The sequence below is a fragment of the Desulfitobacterium elongatum genome (assembly GCF_055378975.1).
Genome location: NZ_AP038772.1, coordinates 4,050,804 through 4,072,304, shown reverse-complemented (window position 1 = coordinate 4,072,304; position 21,501 = coordinate 4,050,804). Strand labels below are relative to the sequence as shown.

The following is a 21,501-nucleotide window of genomic DNA, read 5'->3' as shown; positions in this document are numbered from 1 at the left end:
TGTCGCAGATAAGAGAGAGGAGAATTAAGGTGGTATCTAAGAAAAAGAGGACTCTGCCACTTGTGTTAAGCCTGGTTTTGATGCTGGCTTTCATAACACCCACCATGGCCTTAGCAGATACAAAGGATCCAATTACAGGGGTAGTCACAGAAGAACTAGACTATTTGATTTTTCAAACGGAAGCGAGTCAAACTTATCTTCTCGGTTCTACAAGTACTATTAACTTTAGGCTTTATGATGAAGAAGATGATGTATACTCAGGATCGGTATCTGGCTATATTAGTGACCCTGATGGAGATATAACATATGTTTCTGTTAGTGGTGGGCAAGGAAGTTTCTCAATATCAAATTTTACTTTTGATAAGCTCGGAGAATATGACTTAGTTCTATGGGATAAGTATGATAATTATGCAGGTGGCTCTATCGATGTAGTTGAGCCAGTTATCACCACGACGGGTTCGCTAGTTGTCAATTCTAAGAGTACGGTTACTGTGAAAATCACGGATCCCGATGGAAATGAGATGGCTCGTAAGTCTATAACAGTTGATGGAACAGATGCAGGTGGAAGTTCTTCAGCCTATACGACCTTGTATGATGGAACGTTCACTTTTACCATGACCCCCACTCAACTGGGCACCGTAAACTTTGTTTACGGTGGACATATCGTAGGTTCAATGGAAGTTAAGCCCGCCTATACTCCGGGGAATCGTATAGGGGGTCAAGTCTCAGATAACGCAAGCCTTTCGGTCGCGGTCGCTCAAAGCGGATGGTCCAGTGCGACACATGTTATTCTGACTCGGGATGATGTTGTAGCAGATGCTATGGTCTCTGTGCCCTTATCAGAGAAATATGATGCGCCAATCTTGATGACTTCAACAAGCGCTTTAGATGAGAAAGTCTTAGCAGAAATTCGAAATTTAGGTGCCGGTACCGTGTTCATCATTGGCGGAACTGGTGCGATTTCTCAAGAAACAGAACAGAAGTTAAAGGCAGCAGGGCTATATACATATCGGTTTGCCGGTACAGATCGCTATGATACAGCTGCACAGATTGCAAGTTGGGTTGGCTCTACAGATACTGTTTACTTAGCGTATGGATATGGAGAACCTGATGCCTTGGCAGCAAGCGCCTTTGCCGCTGAGAAGGGGATTCCCATTCTATTGACAGATACTACAAGTTTACCGAGTGTAACGCAAAGCAAGCTTCAGCAAATTGCTCCCTCACGGGTCGTTATCTTAGGTGGAACAGGGATTGTCAGCTCCCAGCTTGAGAGCGAGCTCGGTGCCCAATATGCCGTTAAGCGTTGGGGAGGAGCGGATCGTTATGGTACGCAACAAATTATTCTGCAGAATCTTATAGAGAAGCAGGCCCCCATCTATGTGACGACAGCTTTGGTAGCTCCTGATGATGTTCCAGACGGTAAACCCTATGCGAATGCTTTGCTTGCTGCCGCATTGGCTGCTAAGAAAGATGGATTCGTCATCACGGTTCCGGGGAATGAGTTGCCTTCTGCTGTGAATTATTCTTTGCTCTATAATAAAGGTTATATATCGAGTGCTACAGTCGTCGGGAATACTGGAGCTGTAAGCATTAGCTTAGAGCAGCGAATTCATGAGTTATTGAAGCACTAGGAAAAATGTAAAACACCGAAGAAATCCTTTGTGGGAAATTCTTCGGTGTTTTTATGGCTTACGTTTATTTTGCGACGTGATCCTTAGCCACTGCAGTATTCAAATCTTTGAGTAGGCTCTCCACATCGATACCATGAGCTAAGGCTCCTTGTTCCAGGTTTTCAAAGCGAGCAGCCATGCAACCAAAACAATGCATCCCGTATCTTTGGAAAATCTCGACAGTCTGTGGATGTCTCTCCACAACATCAGTAATCTTCTCGGCGCCAGTAAGCATAAGCCACATCTCCCTTATTAGATATTTTCCTAATCGGTTTCACGGGAAAATTCGAATCTTACATTATTGTACCTTATTCCTGAGATTTAACCCGTATTAAGCCTGTTAATATGATAAAATAGGGGTACTTACAATGATAATGGGAGATTTTTATGAAATATCTAGTCATTGGCGCAGGTGGAACTGGTGGTTCCATCGGAGAAATTCAAGGTGGAAATGCCCACTTATCTTCAGATTGCCCAGCATTTTGGCTATCGAGGATAACTGTATACGAAAAACCGGAGATCTCCAACATGGAATTCTCCGGTTTTTCTATAGTCTTTTCTACGGCTTTTTTTGGCTTAATTCTCAGTTGCTACAGTGTTTAAATCCTTGAGTAGGCTTTCTACATCGATACCGTGGGCTAAGGCACCTTGCTCTAGGTTCTCGAAGCGAGCAGCCATGCAACCGAAACAGTGCATTCCATAACCCATCATTACTTCAGCAGTTTTTGGGTTATTTCTAACGATATCTGTGATAGACATTTCTTTAGTAATCATTCTCTTTTTCTCCTTTAAGCAATAAGTTATATCTTCAAATCAAAGTTCCCCTCGGTAGAGTGTAAACTTTGATAGACGACCGATTTGTCTTTTCTGAATTAGAAGAGGATATAAGAGCCAGGACCGGTGAGTAGAACTCCTACTGCAGCCGCAATGATGGTCAAGTTATACTCGAAACCTCCAGCAGTAATATCGAAACCGTTTTTTCCTGTTACAGTTATGATAGCGACAAGCATCGTTCCAACAATCAAGAGTGCGGCGAGTGGCATAAAAGTACCAGCTGCAAAGAGAAGTCCGCCTAATAGTTCACCTAGTCCTGCGAGAACCGCAAGAGCTGTTCCTGGTTTTAAACCAATGGATTCAAAAAATCCTGCAGTACCTTTAAGTCCATGTCCCCCGAACCAGCCAAAAAGTTTTTGACTTCCGTGCATGGCAAAGGATAAACCGACAACTAAACGAATGATAAGTAACCCTAGATTCAACATGATAAATTCTCCTCTTTCTTTTTAGAATGTTTATTGTAAAGCAATAACATTCGTAGATTTAATTTCTTGGCAACCTTTAGTTACCTTATGTAAGTATAATACTATGTGTAAGTAACTTTCGTCAAGTATAAAATTTGAGATTAGATATTATTTGTTAATATCCTTTTAATATGAGGAAAGTAAAAAGAAAGAATAGCAAATTCGCCAGTGTTCGGTAGTGGCAGTATTGGATCCTAAGTGGCAAAGATATATCAGTATTGAGTTATGAGTAGAATAAATAATTTCTATTTCCTCTTGCAAAGCTGTCCAAATAGGTATACTATAGATAAGTAACTTGTGCGCCACTAGCTCAGCTGGTAGAGCATTCGACTCTTAATCGACAGGTCCGGGGTTCGAATCCCCGGTGGCGCACCATTAAATTTGACATTCATCTGGCAAGCGTTTTAGGATTCTGAGACGCTTGTTTTCTTGTGTTTGAATCTTATAAGTGCCTAACAACTCTTGAAAATTCAGCTAATTAAAATCTCAGTTAGATATGAAAGAAGCATGACAAATAGAAGCAAGGTACGTCCTTTTACTTCTTTTGTCATGCTTCTTTTGTCATGCTTCTTTTGTTCCTAGCATTTTTAAAATCAGGGATTATGTATTAGGAAAACGGATTTTACTAACAATATTAATAATATTAACCTTATAATTAAATATATTCAAATTAATATTGACATAATTAATAAATAACGTTATTATCTTAATCAGAAGATACATAATAACTTGATATAGAGGTGGTTGACCTTGGATTATAAAATACCTCATCGGTGTCCCGTATGCGACCATGAAATGAAAATCAGCAAATTGACCTGCACTCATTGTCCAACGAAAATCGAGGGTGAATTTAGTTCGTGTAAATTTTGTAGGCTTCCTGCTGAACAGCTCATTTTTATAGAAGCGTTTATCAAATGCCGAGGCAATATCAAAGAGGTGGAAAAAGAGTTAAGCATATCCTATCCAACGGTTCGTAGCCGCTTAGACAGTGTTATTGAGGCACTTGGCTATCGGGTAGACAAGGATAAAGAAAAGTTGGATCCCCAGGAGGAAAGTCAGCGTCGACAAGAAATTCTTGAATCCCTTGATCGTGGAGAAATATCGCCACAGGAAGCTGCTTGTCAAATGAGAAAGATGGATAAGTAAAGAAGAGGTTAAGGGCAAAAAAGCCAGAAGGGAGTAAATCTAATGAGCAATGAAAAGATGAAGATTCTAGAGATGATTCAGGAAGGTAAGATCACGGCTGCCGAAGGGATGGATTTGTTGAAGGCAGTTGAAGAAGGGGATTTGAAAGAGGAGGCTTTCCAGAAGGCCGAGAATGGAATAGCTAAACGGGAGATAGGTAGTTCACCCTATGGAGATCGTTTCTTGCGGGTTCGGGTCGTCGGAGAGAAAACCTTAAAGGTCAATGTGAATGTTCCCTTTAGCCTGATTCGATCAGCCTCTAAACTTATCGTTTATGCTATGAGCTTTGTTCCAGCGGAAAAGCGCATGGAGTTGGAGCAAAAGGGACTTGATTTGCAAGCTTTAGATGTTGAAGGTCTGATCCGCTTGGTAGAAGAAAGTGTAGATGGGAAGATCGTCGACGTGGAAGTAGCAGATCCAGCAGAGGGAAGAATCAAGGTGGAAGTGTGTGTGGAATAAATCAGCAATGGTTTTAATGGTCCGAGTGAAGGTAAGAGGACATTGGGGATTTATTTTTCCGGTGCCTCTGTGGGTTGTTGATCAATTCTTTGAGGCCGTGAAGGATTTAGCTTCGGTTGGGGAAATGGGGCTAAAGCTTGTTCCACTGCCGCAGGAGGAAAACGCGAGAAATCACCTTCGCTTTGTGAAAGCAATTTCCCTCAGTGGGTTCATTGCGGTCTCCCATTCAGCTATAAAAGAGCTAAGAGGACATAAAGGCCTGGACGTAGTTGATGTTGAGACGGGTGAGGTTCGGGTCAAAGTACAGTTAAGATGAACGAGGGGATAGAATGAAAAAACAGATTTATCGTGTTCTAATAAATACACTCGCCCTTTTTATCGCGGCTCAACTTTTGCCGATTGAAGCAGCAACGTTCCTTCACTACTTTTTTGCGGGGATAGTTCTAGGATTTGTCAACATGCTAATTCGCCCACTGCTTATTATTTTGACCATTCCCTTTACCCTTTTGACCTTTGGGATATTCACTCTCGTAGTGAATACTTGGATGATCATGCTTACCAGTGGGTTATTACCAGGTTTTTACGTACCAGGGTTTTGGGTTGCATTTTTGACGTCCGTCATTGTTTCACTGGCAAATTGGGTTTTGAAAGATGGGTTGGAATCGTAGTCTGTCTATTATAAAGAGATTTTTTATAGAGGCCGCCATTCGATGGCGGTCTTTAGCTTATCGGGGAGTTTCAGAAAATAGCAATGTGTATGTGCTGGGAAATTGACTTGACTACTTTTAGTTACTTTAGGAAAGTATAGTTCTATTTGAAAGTTACTTCCGTCAAGAGAAATAATGTGGTAAAATAAACGTAAATGGGAAAAGGGGGACTGACGTTTGGAAGATTTTCATTTGTGTCCAAAATTTGAGTCAGCAAACGAGTTAATCGGAAAACGTTGGACTGGACTCATTATACGTGTTTTACTCACGGGGCCGAAGCGCTTTAAAGAGATGACAGAAATCATTCCGAATGTTAGCAGTAAAGTGCTGACAGAACGGTTGAAGGAATTAGAAGGCGAACAGATTATTAAACGTGAGGTCTATCCTGAGATGCCAGTTCGTATTGAGTATAGCCTTACTGAGCGAGGCAAAGAGTTATTACCCGTATTTGATGAGTTGCAAAAGTGGGCGGAAAAATGGATTTTCTAATACCTACCAGCCCTCGCAAATGTAATCATGTCAGTGATCTTTCTCGTAGGCTTTGCCTCAGGGCTTGCAACGGCTTTAATAATGGATTTTCTATGGCCTCGCTTTAATCATAGTTTAGAAATGATTGTAAATACACACATTTGATATGAAGCAAATTACCCCGTATTACTTAAAGTGATATGGGGTAATTTTTTTGTGTACAGATTTTTTGTATTATGGCGATTGGTATTAATTGCTGTTGTGACATTATTGTCATATTATATGACTTAAGGACATCTCATGAGGAAAGCAAGAGAGCTTAGAGAAGACATTATAAACGAGGACTACGAAAGTAATGAAAAAGAAATTATAGCAATGATTGAACTTCTGAAAAATGGGATGGGGACGAAATAATGTTTCTCGAGGTAGAAAAATTGACAAAGAGCTATAAGACTGTGGTTTTAAAATTCAGATTAAAATTAATGAACGCTCCCAACTAAATATTTATCAAATAATTTTAAAGTACCTATTTACATTGACGTTGCGTAAGGGTATATAGTTATCTCGTCAGGAGGTAATCACATGGAATACACGGTGCAAAAACTAGCTCTGCTGGCTGGTGTTAGCGCTCGGACTCTGAGATATTATGATGAGATAGGTATTCTTAAGCCGGCAAGAATTAACTCATCAGGGTATCGCATTTATGGTCAAGCACAAGTCGATCGATTGCAACAGATCCTTTTTTACCGAGAGCTGGGTGTAGATTTGGAAAGCATTAAAGAGATTGTAACCGCACCTTCTTTCGACGGAGCAAAGGCACTGAGAGAACATCGTGAGAAGCTTCTTAAAAAAAGAGAGCAATTGGATGCTTTGATTTCCAATGTTGACAAAACCATTGCGTTAACCGAAGGGAGAATGATTATGTCGGATAAAGAAAAGTTCGAAGGCTTTAAGAAAAAGCTCGTAGAGGACAATGAAGCAAAGTATGGCAAAGAGGTTCGCGAAAAATATGGTGAAAGTACCGTCAATAGTTCCAATCAAAAAGTGTTAGGTATGACTCAAGAACAATATGATGAGGTAACGAAGCTTGCTACAGAGGTTATCGAAACCCTTCATGCTGCCTTTAAGACAGGGGACCCTGCAGGAGAACTCGCGCAAAAAACAGCAGATCTGCATCGTCAGTGGCTATGTTATTATTGGGATAGCTATTCAAAGGAAGCCCATGCTGGAGTTGCTCAGATGTATGTAGATGATCCAAGATTTACGGCCTATTATGACGAGAAACAACCGGGTTCTGCAGAATTTCTAAGGGATGCAGTCTTCATTTATACCGGGATGGAGAAATAAGTTGTCAATGGAATGGGGGAGAAGAAAGTTTCGAACTGAAATTGCGCGAGCCAAAAGATATATCGTCTTTGGTTTATAAAAATGGCAGGCTGCTTCAAAATGAAGTGAGCCTGCCGGTTTAAATGTGATTGGAGTAGATTATTATTGATATGAATCACGAGTGGAAGAAGAATATTATTCTCTTTATAGCAAGCCAGACCATATCCCTCTTTGGGTCGTCCTTGGTTCAGTATGCCATCATGTGGTACATTACCTTAAAAACACAGTCTGGAATGATGATGACCATTTCAATTATTTGTGGTTTCTTGCCCACCTTCTTCTTATCTCCGTTCGCAGGGGTCTGGGCAGATCGTTATAATCGAAAGACACTCATTATGCTGTCCGATTCGTTGATTGCAATTTCAACACTTATCTTAGCTCTGCTCTTTTTTGCTGGATACGATATGCTGTGGTTACTCTTCGTTATGTCTGCAGTACGTGCTCTGGGGGCGGCCGTTCAAATGCCTGCTGTCGGAGCCTTCCTTCCACAGCTCGTACCGGAGGATAAGCTGACAAAGGTGAATGCGACGAACGGAAGTATCCAAGCAGCTGTTATGCTGCTATCTCCTATGTTGAGTGGTGCACTTCTAACGATTGCTACCATCGAAACGATATTCATGATCGATGTGATTACAGCAGCGCTTGCTGTCTTGGTCTTATTTTTCTTTTTGCATGTGCCAGCCCATGCGAAAGCTCAGGAAAAGCAATCCATAAGTTATCTCGAAGACATGCATGAAGGTCTCAGGTATATAAGGAATCATGAATATGTCAAGAAATTCTTTCTTTTTTGCGGAACGTTTATGTTTTTAGCTGCACCGGTTGCCTTCCTTACGCCGCTTCAGGTCACACGTAGTTTCGGTAACGATGTTTGGCGCCTTACGGCAATTGAAATGACCTTTTCGATCGGGATGATGGCGGGAGGAATCATCATGGCTTCTTGGGGCGGCTTCAAGAACAAGATTCACTCGATGACACTTGCAACCCTTCTGATCGGAGCCTGTACGGTTGCCCTAGGCATTATCCCCATATTTTGGCTCTATCTCGTTTTCATGGGGGTAGTTGGAATTTCAATGCCCATCTTTAATACCCCCTCTACCGTATTGCTACAGGAAAAGGTGGAACCGAACTTTCTGGGTAGAGTATTTGGAGTGCTTGCGATGATCTCAAGCACAATGATGCCACTCGGAATGCTCGCTTTTGGACCGCTATCGGATATCATTAAGATTGAATGGTTACTTATAGGTACGGGCATTTTGATGTTTATTGTGGCTTTTTTCCTCCTAGGTAGCAAAGTGCTCCTTGAGGCTGGAAAGTCAGGTTCAAGACCTGAACTGTAGATTTTAAATGCGCGATACAACAGACCTCAACAAAGATTTTTTTCTTCGAGGTCTGTTTTCAGTTCACGCTAAGAGACTCAAGCGTTTTCTGTTTGACATATCAAGCGAGGAAAGCTATAATCTAATTACTAATTTAGTAAATAACTAGATCAGTGATTTGTATTTGGAGGTTATTATGATGAAAATTCCAACAACTCTAAAGCATAAGCCTGTAATCGTATCCAAGAACTATGAAAATGTTGATGGTAGATACGCATATAATTCTGATGCCAAAGGCCTCTCCTTAGGATTAGCTCAGTGGAATGACCGCGGCAAGGTCGATGTTTCTGCCAAAGTATGGAGATATACGGGAGAAAAGTGGTCCAGACAGTCCGAGGAAATGCCACTTCATCGCGTGATTGATCTGGCCATTCTAATTTGTAGAGCTAAACTTCATTTTCGTGAGGCCTATAGGTATGAGAAATTATACGATACTGAAAATCCTGTTATCGATAGAGTGGGTTTGCAGGGTGACGCTATGACAGTGTCCGTGTGTACGGATAATGAAAAGATTGATGAGGATATAAAGTTATTCAGTCAGGCCTTGAGTAATGATGACGAGCTCATGGGTGAACGCTTACGTACGCTATCCAGAATTCTTAAAGAGATGGGATATTAAAAATGTGCGAACGTAAATTCTTTGTTTCTTAGGACAAAAGGGGTATAGGTAAAAAGAAACCTCCTATTCGGAAAGCGGATAAGAGGTTTCTTGCCTTAGAGATTTTTGTCTTGGGTAGGATATACTAGACAAGAATGAAGCAGGAAGCAGGTGCCTGGGAGCCTAAAAATTCTTTTGCAGCATTAGCAGAGTATTACGCTGAGCCACCTCAAAGTCAATCGCGTCTAGAATACTCTTAGGAAGTTAATAGCACAGTAGCTATAAGAATAAGCGATTATTGGAGCTTCCTTGGTTCATGGACTGAGGGAGCTCTTGGTCTTCCCTTTTGTTTGACAATCATATATTTATAATAGAAAAAGTAGTTTGACAGACAAAGTAATATGATGTATATTATGCTCAAGGAGGCGAACTTGATGGGCGGAAAAATTTCCTCGGATTTACTGAGGGGCCATACTGATACAATCGTCTTAGGGATATTGAGAGAAGGAGACAGTTATGGCTATGAAATTTATAAAAAGATTATTGGAAAAAGTGAAGGGCTTTATGAATTAAAGGAAGCAACGCTGTATTCAAGTTTTCGAAGGCTGGAACAAGAAGGAAACATTACCTCCTATTGGGGAGACGAAACTCAGGGTGGTAGAAGAAAATACTACGCTATAACCCCTTTAGGTCAGAATACTTATCAAGTTAATAAAGCTGACTGGGAGTTTACCAAGAAAATTATTGACAAATTAATTTAAGAAAGGTGGAAATGATGTGAATCAAAAACTTAAGGAATATCTCGACAAGGTTTTTGCGCCTTATCAAGATATGAAAGCGATTCAGGAAATAAAGGAAGAACTATACAAGGATTTGAAGGAGAAATTCGAAGATCTACAAAACGAAGGGCATGCCGAAGAAGCCGCTTTTCATATGACTGTTGAATCAATCGGAGAGGTCTCAGAACTCGTGGAAAGCATCAATGAGAAAACAAGGGATTTACAGCAACTTATCGGTATGGATTTTTCAAAAAGTAATTTAGAGAATTCTGATCTTAAAGCGGTTAGCGTGAAGAATGCTAAATTCACCTTTAGCAACATGGGTGGTACGGATTTCAGTCATTCTGCTCTCCAAGGGGGGAAATTTGATTATAGTAATCTAGAGAGGTCAGATTTTAGCTGTTCAGACTTAAGCAATACATCGTTTAAATGTGCTAACCTTGAAAATTCTAAGTTCGATGGAGCCAATCTCGCAGAGGCGAAAATTACTAAATCGAATTTGAAGGGTGCTAGTTTTGAAAATTGCACACTTAGTGGAACAGATTTTAGTTATTCTGATTTATCTGGCGTTTGCTTTGATAATCAAACGCTTCATGGGACCGTTTTCAACCATTCCGGTTTAAAGAGGACATCCTTTCGCAATGCAATTCTTAAAAATGTTTCCTTTAAATCAGATGTTAAACATGTGATTTTTGAGGGGACTACAATGGATAAACTAACTTATGCGCTCTTAAAAGGGTATAAGGCAAAACTGGATAATGTTACTGTTATTTAGCCAAGTGCTAGTACTCGTTAAGAGCGTTGAGTGCGTATTATCGTGAAGTTGACATTCATTAAGAAGACCCTATATAATCTTAATAAGACTCTTAGATTTCATTCAAAGAAAGGCAAGGTATCCGCAGAAAATGAAAATGTAATTCGCTCAACTATGGAGGTAAAATGGAATTTTGATAAGGTCGTAATCGATACGACTTTTTATCATGCATTTTATAGAATTTGTGAGTGGATAGTGTTTTCTGAACTGTGGGTAGCTTGTTGAATTTATGAGCTAATTAGCGATTAGTATCTTAAGATGTGTGCCGAGAATGACTTTTAGGCGCATTACTTAGGGTTTTAAGAGCAATTCTTAGTTCGCAATAGGCTATGACGCTATCCTCTCCGGTTTATTAGGAGGGGTTCTTTTATGTTATTAGTAGAATGCAATCATATTAAAAAGTATTTTGGAGACCGACTGATCATTGAAATAAAGAATCTAAGCATTTATTCAGAAGACAGAATAGGGATTATCGGTGTGAACGGAGTGGGAAAGACCACGTTGATCAATATTTTAAGTCAAAGATTGAAGCCTGATGAAGGGTGGGTTAAGCTATACGGAACATGCTCCTATATCTCCCAACTTGAATCGCCTGAAAACAAAAACGTGAGTTCAGAAATGGCTTCCAAATTCGGGGTTGCGGGTACCTGGAACGAAAATATGAGTGGAGGAGAAAAGACCAGATTTAAGCTTGCGCAAAGCTTAAGTCATGACAGTGTAATGATATTTGCCGACGAGCCCACCAGCAATATTGATATGGAAGGTATTGAACTCATGGAACGTCAATTTGCAGAATACCAGGGTGGGCTGGTTCTTATCTCCCATGATCGAAGCTTTTTGGATAAGCTGTGTAACAAGATAGTGGAGCTAGAGGACGGTAAGATAAAGATATATAGCGGAAACTACAGCGATTATAGTACTCAGAAAGCTAAGGAAAGAGAAAGGATTCAATTTGAATATCAGCAGTATTTAAATGAAAAGAAGCGGCTTGAGGGAGTAATAATTGATATTAAGCAAAAGGCAAAGACGATGAAAAAAACTCCTAAAAGGATGGGGAACTCCGAGGCTAGACTTCATAAGATGGGCAATCAAAAGGCTAAGGCAAGTCTTGATCGAGCAGAAAAAAGTACCGAGACAAGAGTGGATCATCTAGAAGTTAAAGAAAGACCCGTGGAAAAAGAGCTAATTAAGCTCGATGTAGCAGACTCGAAGAAGCTTTACAGTAAAGTGATCATCGAGGGTAAGAATATAAATATGGCATTTGGAGACAAGGTCATCTTCAGAGATGCCGAGTTTAACATCTCTAATGCTGCCAAGGTGTCCTTAATTGGACCAAACGGATGCGGAAAAAGTACGTTGCTCAAAATGATATTGGATAAGGAGGCTTCCCTTAAAATTGCTCCAGGGGCAAAGTTAGGCTACTTTAGTCAGGACATGAGTATCTTAGATGAAAACTCGACCATTCTCGAAAATGTTATGGAAGGTAGCATATACCAAGAAACCTTTGCACGAACATTGCTCGCAAGATTGTTATTCAAACGAGCGGATGTTTATAAAAGAATAAGTGTACTAAGTGGGGGAGAGCGAGTTAAAGCATCTTTTGCGAAGATACTATTACAAGACATGAATCTGCTTATCTTAGACGAGCCAACAAATTATATGGATATGCAGTCTCTCGAAGTCATTGAGGAAGCGCTTCAAAAGTATGATAGAACCTTACTGTTTGTTTCTCATGATCGAAGGTTTATTAGTTCCGTTGCTGACCACATCATGACGATAGAAGATCATGGGATTAAAGTGTTTAGAGGGAGCTATGAGGAGTACACGGCGAGTAGAAACAAATGCTTGAAGGAGGATAAGTGTGATATTCTAAAGGATATCTTTATATTGCAACATCGGTTATCGGAGGTCGTGGGAAGAATTTCTATGCCCTCGAAAAGAGACGATCTAAAAGCTTTAGACAAGGAGTATCATGAGATATTAGGAGAATTGAAGAGGCTTAAGAGGGTTTCGGACGAACTTTGAAGAATTTATCCAGAGTTAATAATATTAGCGTAGGGCTGGGTGAACACGATGGAGTTGGTTTCAATTTTTCTAGCGAGTTTAATTATGGGGTTTTCTGGAGCAATTATGCCTGGCCCGTTGTTAACTGTAACGATTAATGAAAGTCTACGTCGTGGATTCGTGGCAGGACCGCTTATCGTCCTAGGACACGCGCTCTTAGAACTCCTCTTAGTCAGTTTACTCTTATTAGGCTTTGGAACAATCTTAAATCAACAGAGTGTTAAAGGCCTGATTGGGTTAGTGGGTGGTGCTTTTCTCATCTGGATGGCCTATGGAATGTTCCGAGAAGCGCATCATAAAGATTTAGACTTATCCCTAACCTCGACGCAACCTGCGAAAAAGATGAATCCCGTTCTCCTAGGAGCGACAATCTCTGCCTCAAATCCATACTGGTCTCTCTGGTGGGCTACAGTGGGTACAACCTCTCTCGTTCTCGCAGGGAAGAACGGGATTTTAGGATCAACAAGTTTTTATCTTGGGCACATTTCTTCGGACTTAATCTGGTATAGCCTAGTTTCAGGTGCAGTCGCGACCGGTCGGCACTTATTTACCCCCGTTATTTACCGAACTATTCTTTGGGCTTGTGGATTGTTCTTGATCGGGATAGCGATTTATTTCATCGATTCAGGAGTTCAGTTTTTCGTAGGCTAACGAGTTACGAGAAGTTTTAAAACTATTCTCGATTTGTCAGAACAGGGCTTTCAATAGCGTCTTAATAGATAAAAAGAGCAATCTCTCTAAATTTTTGCAGGATATTCGGAGAAAATACCAGCAACCAGCAACCAACAGCCTGTAATTACGTAAACGTTACAGAGGTATTAGGGAGGAAGACTATCATGATTACACAAGCAGCTCATAAGATGGCCTTAAAATGGATGATTACTGCATTCGTTCTAACTCTTCTCGTCGGATGTTCTCCATCAAATTCTCAGTCTCAGAATCCCCCCTCACAAACTGATTCGGCTACTCAGACGCCTTCATCAAATCAATCGACTCAACCGAGTCCATCACCCCAAACAACTCCGTCATCTTCAACTCAGGCTACTAATCCTTCTCAAGGATTGTTATTGAACATGAAGAAGCTAGCTGAGCAAGGGAAAGTCATCAATTGCGACTTTCCTGCAAAGACAAGTGTCTTGGAAGATGTAAAGAAAAAATGGGGCGAACCGGATAAAGTCGATTGGGTTCCTGCTGCTAAAGGGAATTATGCGACATATTTAAGTCATGTTAGCGTATTTGGCTTTAATAAAGGTATGCAAATTTTTGAGGTACGGTCCTACGATAAACAATTGCAGTTACTCTCCCTCACTATGACTAAAGAAGTATATGGAACTCCTGCTTATGATGTAAAAGTTAATGGGGAAGAAATCATTGGGTATACTGCAGGACAAGAATTTAAAATCGAGCTGGTATTTCCACAACCGACTAATAGTAATCCTGATCCCATGATGGATCATTATCTCGTTCTTTATCCTCAAGGTACAGTAAATAGTATGGCAAACGACCCAGGTCGACAATGGTAGGGCTCCACAAAAATGGGTCCCCAGAAGATATCTTCTGGGGACCCATTTAACTTGAAAATTTGGCCTGAGGATGCGAATCCTCGCTACGCTCTACACGTAATAAATTAAATCCTGCAAGCTTGAGGATTGCAGGATCTGATGAATATTATTGCTTAGATGCTTGCTAGTCTAACGCTCATGTCAAAGGCTTTCTGACAATCGAGGGGGAATTGCTCTGCTTTCACTTGAGATTTGTGTTTTTCGTCAAACCTGGAGGCTTCATATCTGGAGTAATCCTCAAACTGGTAGGTATCAGTGGAGAGGATATACTCTGAAGTGCCGTTCAAGATTCGCAGGCTATTTGCGATAGAGCGAAATACTGCTTCGTAGCCTACTTGCTTCAGAATTTCCTCCGGGACATTCATCGTATAAATGAAACCTGAAGCTATCTTTCCTTCAAAAACTGAACGATGCCCCTCGTTATAGGAAAGGTTGGAGAAGAGCAAACGTTCTAAGAAGGAACGCATTTCTCCGGTGATATTTCCGAAGTAGATGGGTGAACCCAAAAGGAGGACATCACATTCTAGAATTTTTCCCAAGACATTAGTTAGGTCATCCTTCATAGCACAGTGACCAATATGCTTGGAATCCTTCCTTTTACAGGCAAAGCAGCTGGTACAACCTTTGAAATTCAAGTCATACAAATGGATTAGTTCAGTTTGAGCGCCTATAGATGCTGCTCCGTCAAGCGCTTTTTGCAATAATGTAGCGGTATTCCATTTTTTTCTAGGACTCCCGTTAACAGCGATTACTTTCATAGCTCTTATCATCTCCAATTCAATACTCAGTTAACGTTAACTGATACTATCATTATAGGGGAAGGGACAAATACAACAAGTTCGTACTCATTAAGGGTTTGAGCTTGAGCTAAGGTAGACATTTAACAGCTTTGCATTTAAAGTAGTCCGTGAAGACTTAATACGGAGGGAACAATAAATAATGAACATGTGGGAATTATTCGTAGCATTGATCTTAGGAATAGTCGAAGGTTTAACGGAGTATGCACCCGTTTCTTCAACGGGTCATATGATTCTTGTCGATGACTTATGGCTTCATTCGAAAGTAATATTTACCGCGCCAGTGGCCAATACCTTCAAAGTTGTTATTCAGTTGGGTTCGATTTTAGCAGTAGTTATCTTGTTTAGAGAGCGTTTTATGAATCTCTTAGGACTACACAGAGAACAGACCCTGAATTCGAAACAAAGGGATAGGTTAAGCCTCAAGAAAGTTATTGTAGGCTTGATCCCAGCCGGGGTACTTGGGGTTGCCTTCGAGGATTTTATCGATGAGCACTTATTCTCAGTGGAAACGGTTATCATAGGACTGGTCATCGGGGCCATTCTTATGATAGTCGCAGATTGGGTCCGACCAAAAGAACCTAAAGTAGAGAAAGTAGACCAAATAACGTATAAACAAGCACTCGGGATTGGACTTTTTCAATGTTTAGGTTTATGGCCGGGATTTTCGCGTTCGGGTTCTTCCATTTCGGGAGGAGTCATTCTAGGTATGAGTCACCGCGCTGCCTCCGATTTCACCTTTATCATGGCTGTTCCGATAATGTTAGGAGCAAGTGGTTTATCTCTCTTGAAAAATTGGCAATACTTTACGCTTGATGTCTTACCCTTTTTCATCGTTGGTTTTATCAGTGCCTTTGTATTCGCATTACTTTTTATTCGTTTGTTTCTAAATCTTATTAACCGAATCAAGCTTGTGCCGTTTGCGCTTTATCGGATTGTGCTAGCTGCTTTAATCTATGTGATCTATTTATAATTCTATTCTATAGATGTACAACGAGTGGCATATAAAGGTCATAGAAAAAGTCTCATTCTTGCAGTTGCTTCTAGAAGTATATATGTACATTTCTTATTCCAGATTCAGATACATTATTCTGGCCAAATCTTTGAAGTCATTTTTATTATAAAACTCAAGTGCATTCGTATTAAAGGAATACACTTTTACTTCAATCCGATCGATGTTCATGCTTTGAGCCCATTGAATGACGACGTCTAAAAGGGAAGAGCCAATATTTCGGTGCTGGTAATCATGCCTTACTGCAATACTATCGAGCTGAACCCATTCTCTTTTTTTTATGACAGGGAAGTTTGGTGACCTCATGATGAGGCACTCTGCTAGACCAATAATCTGGGAATCCTCTTCGGCAACAAAAAGAGCCTTATCATTACCATGAACTAAATCGGTAATATATTCTTTCGACCGAGAAGGTCCCTCGGGCTGTATAAAGAGTTCTGTGTGATTCGAACGATGCAATCCATCAAGTTCTGAGTATAGTTCAATTATTCCAGCGTAGTCGTCAAGGATTGCTTTTCTTATATTCATCGAAACTCCTCCTCGTACCTAATGTCCTTGCTATTGAATAATCATAAGCTGAAGGCTGGACTTTTTCAATTGAGTCTTTTTCAACTTGCAGCTTTAGTAGATCCCCTCATGAGAAGTTGGGGTTGCAATTCTTTGTAACTGTGTTTATAATACGTTTTAATATTAAATAGGGCTGGATGATGTTTTCAGGAGAGTGGCGGTTACGCCCACCGACGGAGTTATACTCTCAGGTACTTTAAATGAAGTGGAACTGGAAACGGACAGGACTCTGGAGAGTTCCGAAAGGACGCCGAAGGTGCAAAACAGCTATAGCTGTTAAATCTCTCAGGCAAAAGGACAGAGGATATATTTTTGATGAGGATAATTCATGGAATTGTCTTATTTCCTTTTTAAAAATATTCTTTAAAGTACTCTCCAGAGTCAAATCAAAATCTGATTTGGCTCTTTTTTAGTGGGATGAATGGGAATGATAAGGAAGAGACTGCAAAAAGAAGATGGAAAAGAGGTAAGAAAAATGCCATTGGAAACAACACATGAAAAATCAAATCGGGTCATTATTACAATCTTGGGAAAAGACCAAATCGGAATTATTGCTTGGTTAACAGGGCGTTTAGCTGAGAATTCAATTAACGTATTGGACCTTAGTCAGACCATCTTGCAAGGTTTTTTTACCATGATTATGATCGTGGATGTCAGTCAATCCTCTGTAGCCTTAGCTGAGATTACCGAGAAATTGAAGCGCGAAGGAACGGAGCGGGGCTTGAAAGTTAATGTACAGCATGAGGATATTTTTTCGTTCATGCACAGAGTATAGGGAGGCTTATCATGAAAATGCACTTGGCACCTCATGAAATTTTACAGACCCTTGAAATGGTTGAAAATGAGAATCTAGATATTCGTACGATAACCATGGGTATCAGTTTATTGGATTGTGCTGGGGATGACATAAAGCGCGTGGAGCAGAAGGTTTACGATAAAATTACTCGCCAAGCAGAAAATTTGGTGAGTGTTGGTGAAAGCTTGGCTGCACGCTACGGGATTCCAATTGTCAACAAGCGAGTGTCAGTCACTCCAGTGGCCCTGCTGGGATCTAATTTTCATCCAGAGGATATGGTTCGCTTGGCGAGAACTTTGGATCGGGCTGCGAAAACAGTGGGTATTAACTTCTTAGGAGGATTTTCGGCGCTGGTCCAAAAGGGTTTAACCCGCGGAGATGAAGCCTTGATTGAAGCGATTCCCCAGGCCCTTGCGGAGACCGAATACGTGTGTTCTTCAGTGAATATCGGATCGACGAAGGCTGGAATAAATATGGATGCCGTCTTAAAGATGGGACAAGTCGTTCTCGAATGCGCGCACCGCACTGCGGATCAGGACGGGATTGCTGCAGCTAAGCTAGTGGTCTTTTGCAATGCTCCAGAGGATAACCCCTTCATGGCGGGGGCTTTCCACGGTGTGGGAGAACCGGAAGTTGTTATCAACGTAGGAGTAAGTGGTCCTGGTGTTGTAGCACATACTGTAAAAAAACACCCGGATGCGGATTTAGGGGAACTGGCCAATTTGATCAAGCGCACAGCCTTTAAAATTACACGAATGGGTGAGTTGATTGGGCGCGAGGCTTCCAAAGAATTAAAAGTTCCATTTGGAATCGTTGATCTTTCGTTGGCTCCAACGCCGGCTATAGGGGATAGCGTTGCCGAAATCTTAGAGAATATGGGCTTGGAACGCTGTGGTGCTCATGGAACTACTGCTGCTTTAGCATTATTAAATGATGCGGTAAAAAAAGGTGGAGCCATGGCTTCCTCTCATGTGGGAGGTTTGAGCGGGGCTTTCATCCCGGTTTCTGAAGATGCGGGGATGTCCTATGCCGTAGAAACAGGAGCGTTAAGCATAGAGAAGCTTGAGGCAATGACCTGTGTTTGTTCCGTTGGACTAGACATGATTGCAATCCCAGGGGATGTTGAGGCAGAGACGATTGCGGGCATTATTGCTGATGAGGCAGCCATTGGAATGATCAACAAAAAAACGACTGCAGTTCGAGTGATTCCGGCGATAGGGAAAAAGGCTGGAGATCGAGTTGAATTTGGAGGGCTACTTGGTGGAGCACCCGTCATTAAGATTAACCCTTTCTCTTCTCGTCAGTTTATAAGGCGTGGAGGGAGGATTCCCGCTCCCATTACAAGTTTATCAAACTAAGATTTACACGAAAACTACCCCGTATCACTAGGATCAAGTCTGAGTCGAGTGATGCGGGGTAAAGAATTATATGGAGGGTAAGAGTGAGGAGGAAATATTTTCATTTTAAAGTGATTCCAATCACATTATTTTAAATGCTAAAAGGGTTAGAATAAGTCATAAGCTAAAAGATAATTTAAAGGGGGACTTTAAATGGTTAATATCATGAAAAATATTGAATTCTCACAAGCTCTCAATCTTAAAGAACTTATCGAATACAAACAAGGTCAAGTTATCAGCATGACAATTGCTCAAATCCCTGCAGTAAACATTACTTTATTCTCCCTGGATGAAGGGGAAGGAATAAGTACACATACGACTTCAGGAGATGCTTTGGTTCAGGTTCTCGATGGGGAAGCGGAAATCACCATCGGAGATAAAGTTCTAACGGTTAAAGAAGGGGAAACAGTCATTATGCCCTCGGATATTCCACATAGCCTAGAAGCCCGTAAAAGGTTTAAGATGCTTCTAACGGTTATCAAAAAGCCAAAAGAGTAATAAAGGGATTGACTTATATGTTTTTTCTTGAATGCGTAGTGATCAGTCGAAAAGGGTAAGGAGCAACTTGAATAGCTTCTTACCCTTAAGTTATGGTGAATAATTACATGATTTCCTTATTCGAATCCGAGTCTAGCTTTTTTCGTTTAAATATTTACATTAGAGCTAGACAAATTCCCTGTTTCATAGTATTCTTCAAAATATGATTTACTATCCTAGTAATTCGCTATGAATAAGGGGAGTTGAATATGGGCAAAGTTTGGGAAAAAGATTATGATGAGCTGAATGACTTTGAAAAATTGAAACTGAAGCAAGATGGCTTGGATATACTTGAAAAGCTTTCAGAATACAAAGAATCGGGTTTTGAATCCATCACACCTAAAGAACGTGATCTCTTAAAGTGGGCGGGGGTCTATGTCCAGAGACCGCGAACTGAAGGATATTTTCTATTGCGGGTAAAGATTCCTGGTGGGGTCATGAATTCTCAGCAAGCTCGTGTGTTAGCTGATATCTCAAAAAAATATGGACGGGGAATCATTGACTTGACCACGCGTCAGGCCATCCAATTTCGTTGGATTACGATAGAAACCCTTCCTGAAATAATGGATACTCTTAGACAAGTCAACCTGCATACTATTGAGTCCTGTGGCGACTGTCCGCGAACCGTTATAGGAAATCCTCTCGCAGGAATTGACCCTGATGAAACAATGGATACTCGAGAGATTGTTCAGCAAGTCTTTGAATATTTCCAGGAGAACAGAGAGTTCTCGAATCTTCCACGAAAGTTTAAGATTTCGATTTCAGCCAATGTCGATAATACGGGACATGCACAAATCAATGATATAGCATTTACACCGGCAGTTAAGAGAGAGGGCGAGAAAGAAGTTTATGGATTTCATGTCTATGTTGGTGGCGGGCTCTCATCTAAACCTCAGCTTGGCCAAAGGCTGAATTTCTTTATTCATCCCCAGGACGTATTAAAGGTCTCCATTGCAGTGGCAACCCTCTTTAGGGATTACGGCTATCGGAGTAATCGACGACAAGCGCGATTAAAGTTTCTCCTGGCGGATTGGGGAAGAGAGAAGTTTGAAACCGAGCTCCTAAAACTGACTGGTCCTCTTGAAAGTGAAGGGATAGACTTAACCCGTGGGTGGAATGCAGGATATTTTTATGGCGTTCATCCTCAAAAGCAACCAGGACTCAATTATGTGGGGTTATCCGTTCCTGTCGGACGATTATCTGCAGAGGATCTGCTTGAAATTACACAGTGCGCAGATATATACGGAGATGGCTCTCTTCGAACGTGTAATTCGAAGAATCTGGTGCTGGCTAATATACCCACTGAGACTATTGAGGCCCTCCTCGCTGAACCGATCATCGTGAAATTCACTCCGTACCCAAAATCCTTTATAGGGTACACGATGTCTTGCACGGGTAAGGAATTTTGCAATTTAGCGCCAGTCGAGACTAAGAATTTTGCCTTGAAAATTGCTCAATATCTCGATGAAAAGTTTGAGTTGGATACCCCCTTGCGTATTCATGTCAATGGTTGTCAGAATTCCTGTGCTCAATTACACATTGCGGATATTGGTTTAAGAGGGATGCTCGGAAAATGGAATGGGGAAACTGTCGAGAAATTTGAACTCTCTATAGGAGGGCAATTAGGGATTGATGCTGGGTTTGCAATACCTCTTGAAGGAGCGGTTCCCGCTGCTCAAGTTCCAGAGGTTTTGGTTGAGTTTATCGAATTCTATAAAAGCAATAAACGACATCAGGAGGAATTTCACGATTTTGTTTCTCGGCTCGGAGCTCAAGCGTTTCAAGACCTTCTTAATCCCCATTTGAATTAGACAAGGTAAAGAGCTTCGGGATATACTATCTCATTATCCGGAAGTTATTCTGTTTACCTCACACACCCATCGCCCACTTGATGAAACAAGTATCAATACTGACAACCAACCCTTTACTACTGTCCACACTGGTGCTGTGCACTATACTATTGTTACCGATGGAAAAGGGGGGAGAACTCGCGAGCCTCAGGTCAATGGATTATATGTCGAGGTGAAGG

General features: G+C 41.1%; 25 protein-coding genes, 1 tRNA gene and 2 riboswitches. Of the genes, 21 read left to right on the top strand and 5 right to left on the bottom strand.

What is annotated here, in order from left to right:
- The first annotated feature begins 29 nt into the window (after positions 1–29).
- Positions 30–1,631 carry a cell wall-binding repeat-containing protein gene (locus ACZ42W_RS19275; RefSeq protein ID WP_464166878.1) on the top strand — a complete coding sequence of 534 codons (1,602 nt, stop codon included), beginning with the start codon at positions 30–32 and terminating at the stop codon, positions 1,629–1,631.
- Positions 1,632–1,695: 64 nt separating this feature from the next.
- Here the strand turns inward: ACZ42W_RS19275 and ACZ42W_RS19270 are convergent, their stop codons facing one another.
- On the bottom strand, positions 1,696–1,905 hold the full coding sequence (locus tag ACZ42W_RS19270; RefSeq protein WP_464166877.1) for a DUF1858 domain-containing protein: 210 nt from the start codon (positions 1,903–1,905) through the stop codon (positions 1,696–1,698).
- Between the two features lie 152 nt (positions 1,906–2,057).
- Between ACZ42W_RS19270 and ACZ42W_RS19265 the strand changes: the two genes are divergently transcribed.
- Positions 2,058–2,273, top strand: coding sequence for a hypothetical protein (locus ACZ42W_RS19265; RefSeq protein ID WP_464166876.1), 216 nt, complete (start codon positions 2,058–2,060; stop codon positions 2,271–2,273).
- On the opposite strand, the gene ACZ42W_RS19260 is transcribed toward ACZ42W_RS19265, so the two are convergent.
- Entirely contained in the window at positions 2,247–2,444 is a 198-nt protein-coding gene (locus tag ACZ42W_RS19260) for a DUF1858 domain-containing protein (RefSeq protein WP_464166875.1), read from the bottom strand. The two genes, ACZ42W_RS19265 and ACZ42W_RS19260, sit on opposite strands and share 27 nt — an antisense overlap.
- A 98-nt stretch (positions 2,445–2,542) precedes the next feature.
- On the bottom strand, positions 2,543–2,929 hold the full coding sequence (locus ACZ42W_RS19255; RefSeq protein ID WP_464166874.1) for a DoxX family protein: 387 nt from the start codon (positions 2,927–2,929) through the stop codon (positions 2,543–2,545).
- A gap of 338 nt (positions 2,930–3,267) precedes the next feature.
- On the opposite strand from ACZ42W_RS19255, the gene ACZ42W_RS19250 reads away from it, so the two are divergent.
- The 14 genes from ACZ42W_RS19250 (at position 3,268) to ACZ42W_RS19185 (ending at position 14,327) form a co-directional block, all read left to right on the top strand.
- Positions 3,268–3,343, top strand: a tRNA-Lys gene (locus tag ACZ42W_RS19250).
- A gap of 375 nt (positions 3,344–3,718) precedes the next feature.
- Entirely contained in the window at positions 3,719–4,114 is a 396-nt protein-coding gene (locus ACZ42W_RS19245; RefSeq protein WP_464166873.1) for a DUF2089 family protein, read from the top strand.
- 42 nt (positions 4,115–4,156) lie between these two features.
- On the top strand, positions 4,157–4,612 hold the full coding sequence (locus tag ACZ42W_RS19240; protein WP_464166872.1) for an SHOCT-like domain-containing protein: 456 nt from the start codon (positions 4,157–4,159) through the stop codon (positions 4,610–4,612).
- Positions 4,602–4,928 carry a hypothetical protein gene (locus ACZ42W_RS19235; RefSeq protein ID WP_464166871.1) on the top strand — a complete coding sequence of 109 codons (327 nt, stop codon included), beginning with the start codon at positions 4,602–4,604 and terminating at the stop codon, positions 4,926–4,928. Before ACZ42W_RS19240 ends, ACZ42W_RS19235 begins: the two co-directional genes overlap by 11 nt.
- A 13-nt stretch (positions 4,929–4,941) precedes the next feature.
- Positions 4,942–5,280 carry a phage holin family protein gene (locus ACZ42W_RS19230; protein WP_464166870.1) on the top strand — a complete coding sequence of 113 codons (339 nt, stop codon included), beginning with the start codon at positions 4,942–4,944 and terminating at the stop codon, positions 5,278–5,280.
- Between the two features lie 216 nt (positions 5,281–5,496).
- Positions 5,497–5,808 carry a winged helix-turn-helix transcriptional regulator gene (locus ACZ42W_RS19225; RefSeq protein ID WP_464166869.1) on the top strand — a complete coding sequence of 104 codons (312 nt, stop codon included), beginning with the start codon at positions 5,497–5,499 and terminating at the stop codon, positions 5,806–5,808.
- Positions 5,809–6,369: 561 nt separating this feature from the next.
- Positions 6,370–7,134, top strand: a complete 765-nt coding sequence (locus tag ACZ42W_RS19220) for a MerR family transcriptional regulator (RefSeq protein ID WP_464166868.1) — start codon at positions 6,370–6,372, stop codon at positions 7,132–7,134.
- A gap of 149 nt (positions 7,135–7,283) precedes the next feature.
- Positions 7,284–8,510, top strand: coding sequence for an MFS transporter (locus tag ACZ42W_RS19215; RefSeq protein WP_464166867.1), 1,227 nt, complete (start codon positions 7,284–7,286; stop codon positions 8,508–8,510).
- A 178-nt stretch (positions 8,511–8,688) separates the two neighbouring features.
- On the top strand, positions 8,689–9,168 hold the full coding sequence (locus ACZ42W_RS19210) for a DUF6530 family protein (protein WP_464171099.1): 480 nt from the start codon (positions 8,689–8,691) through the stop codon (positions 9,166–9,168).
- 413 nt (positions 9,169–9,581) lie between these two features.
- A complete protein-coding gene (locus ACZ42W_RS19205) occupies positions 9,582–9,908 on the top strand; it encodes a PadR family transcriptional regulator (protein ID WP_464166866.1) in 327 nt (108 codons plus the stop codon).
- A 16-nt stretch (positions 9,909–9,924) separates the two neighbouring features.
- On the top strand, positions 9,925–10,701 hold the full coding sequence (locus ACZ42W_RS19200) for a pentapeptide repeat-containing protein (RefSeq protein WP_464166865.1): 777 nt from the start codon (positions 9,925–9,927) through the stop codon (positions 10,699–10,701).
- A 408-nt stretch (positions 10,702–11,109) separates the two neighbouring features.
- Positions 11,110–12,765 carry a ribosomal protection-like ABC-F family protein gene (abc-f, locus tag ACZ42W_RS19195; RefSeq protein WP_464166864.1) on the top strand — a complete coding sequence of 552 codons (1,656 nt, stop codon included), beginning with the start codon at positions 11,110–11,112 and terminating at the stop codon, positions 12,763–12,765.
- Positions 12,766–12,813: 48 nt separating this feature from the next.
- Positions 12,814–13,455 (top strand): LysE family transporter, encoded by a 642-nt coding sequence (locus ACZ42W_RS19190; protein WP_464166863.1) that lies wholly within the window; start codon positions 12,814–12,816, stop codon positions 13,453–13,455.
- 185 nt (positions 13,456–13,640) lie between these two features.
- Positions 13,641–14,327: a YjgB family protein gene (locus ACZ42W_RS19185; protein ID WP_464166862.1), complete on the top strand. Its 687-nt coding sequence runs from the start codon at positions 13,641–13,643 to the stop codon at positions 14,325–14,327.
- A gap of 152 nt (positions 14,328–14,479) precedes the next feature.
- On the opposite strand, the gene ACZ42W_RS19180 is transcribed toward ACZ42W_RS19185, so the two are convergent.
- Positions 14,480–15,124, bottom strand: coding sequence for a flavodoxin family protein (locus ACZ42W_RS19180; protein WP_464166861.1), 645 nt, complete (start codon positions 15,122–15,124; stop codon positions 14,480–14,482).
- Positions 15,125–15,305: 181 nt separating this feature from the next.
- On the opposite strand from ACZ42W_RS19180, the gene ACZ42W_RS19175 reads away from it, so the two are divergent.
- Positions 15,306–16,136 carry an undecaprenyl-diphosphate phosphatase gene (locus ACZ42W_RS19175; protein WP_464166860.1) on the top strand — a complete coding sequence of 277 codons (831 nt, stop codon included), beginning with the start codon at positions 15,306–15,308 and terminating at the stop codon, positions 16,134–16,136.
- Positions 16,137–16,229: 93 nt separating this feature from the next.
- Here the strand turns inward: ACZ42W_RS19175 and ACZ42W_RS19170 are convergent, their stop codons facing one another.
- Positions 16,230–16,703, bottom strand: coding sequence for an N-acetyltransferase family protein (locus ACZ42W_RS19170; RefSeq protein WP_464166859.1), 474 nt, complete (start codon positions 16,701–16,703; stop codon positions 16,230–16,232).
- A gap of 176 nt (positions 16,704–16,879) precedes the next feature.
- A riboswitch (glycine riboswitch) is annotated at positions 16,880–16,955 on the top strand.
- Between the two features lie 6 nt (positions 16,956–16,961).
- A riboswitch (glycine riboswitch) is annotated at positions 16,962–17,053 on the top strand.
- A gap of 164 nt (positions 17,054–17,217) precedes the next feature.
- On the opposite strand from ACZ42W_RS19170, the gene ACZ42W_RS19165 reads away from it, so the two are divergent.
- From ACZ42W_RS19165 to ACZ42W_RS19150, 4 genes are all read left to right on the top strand, one after another.
- Positions 17,218–17,517: an ACT domain-containing protein gene (locus ACZ42W_RS19165; protein WP_464171097.1), complete on the top strand. Its 300-nt coding sequence runs from the start codon at positions 17,218–17,220 to the stop codon at positions 17,515–17,517.
- Between the two features lie 11 nt (positions 17,518–17,528).
- Positions 17,529–18,896, top strand: a complete 1,368-nt coding sequence (locus tag ACZ42W_RS19160) for a DUF711 family protein (RefSeq protein WP_464166858.1) — start codon at positions 17,529–17,531, stop codon at positions 18,894–18,896.
- A gap of 192 nt (positions 18,897–19,088) precedes the next feature.
- The gene (locus ACZ42W_RS19155; RefSeq protein ID WP_464166857.1) at positions 19,089–19,433 is read left to right on the top strand and encodes a cupin domain-containing protein; all 345 of its coding nucleotides are present in this window, start codon (positions 19,089–19,091) and stop codon (positions 19,431–19,433) included.
- A gap of 248 nt (positions 19,434–19,681) precedes the next feature.
- On the top strand, positions 19,682–21,283 hold the full coding sequence (locus ACZ42W_RS19150) for a nitrite/sulfite reductase (protein ID WP_464166856.1): 1,602 nt from the start codon (positions 19,682–19,684) through the stop codon (positions 21,281–21,283).
- Positions 21,284–21,501 lie beyond the last annotated feature (218 nt).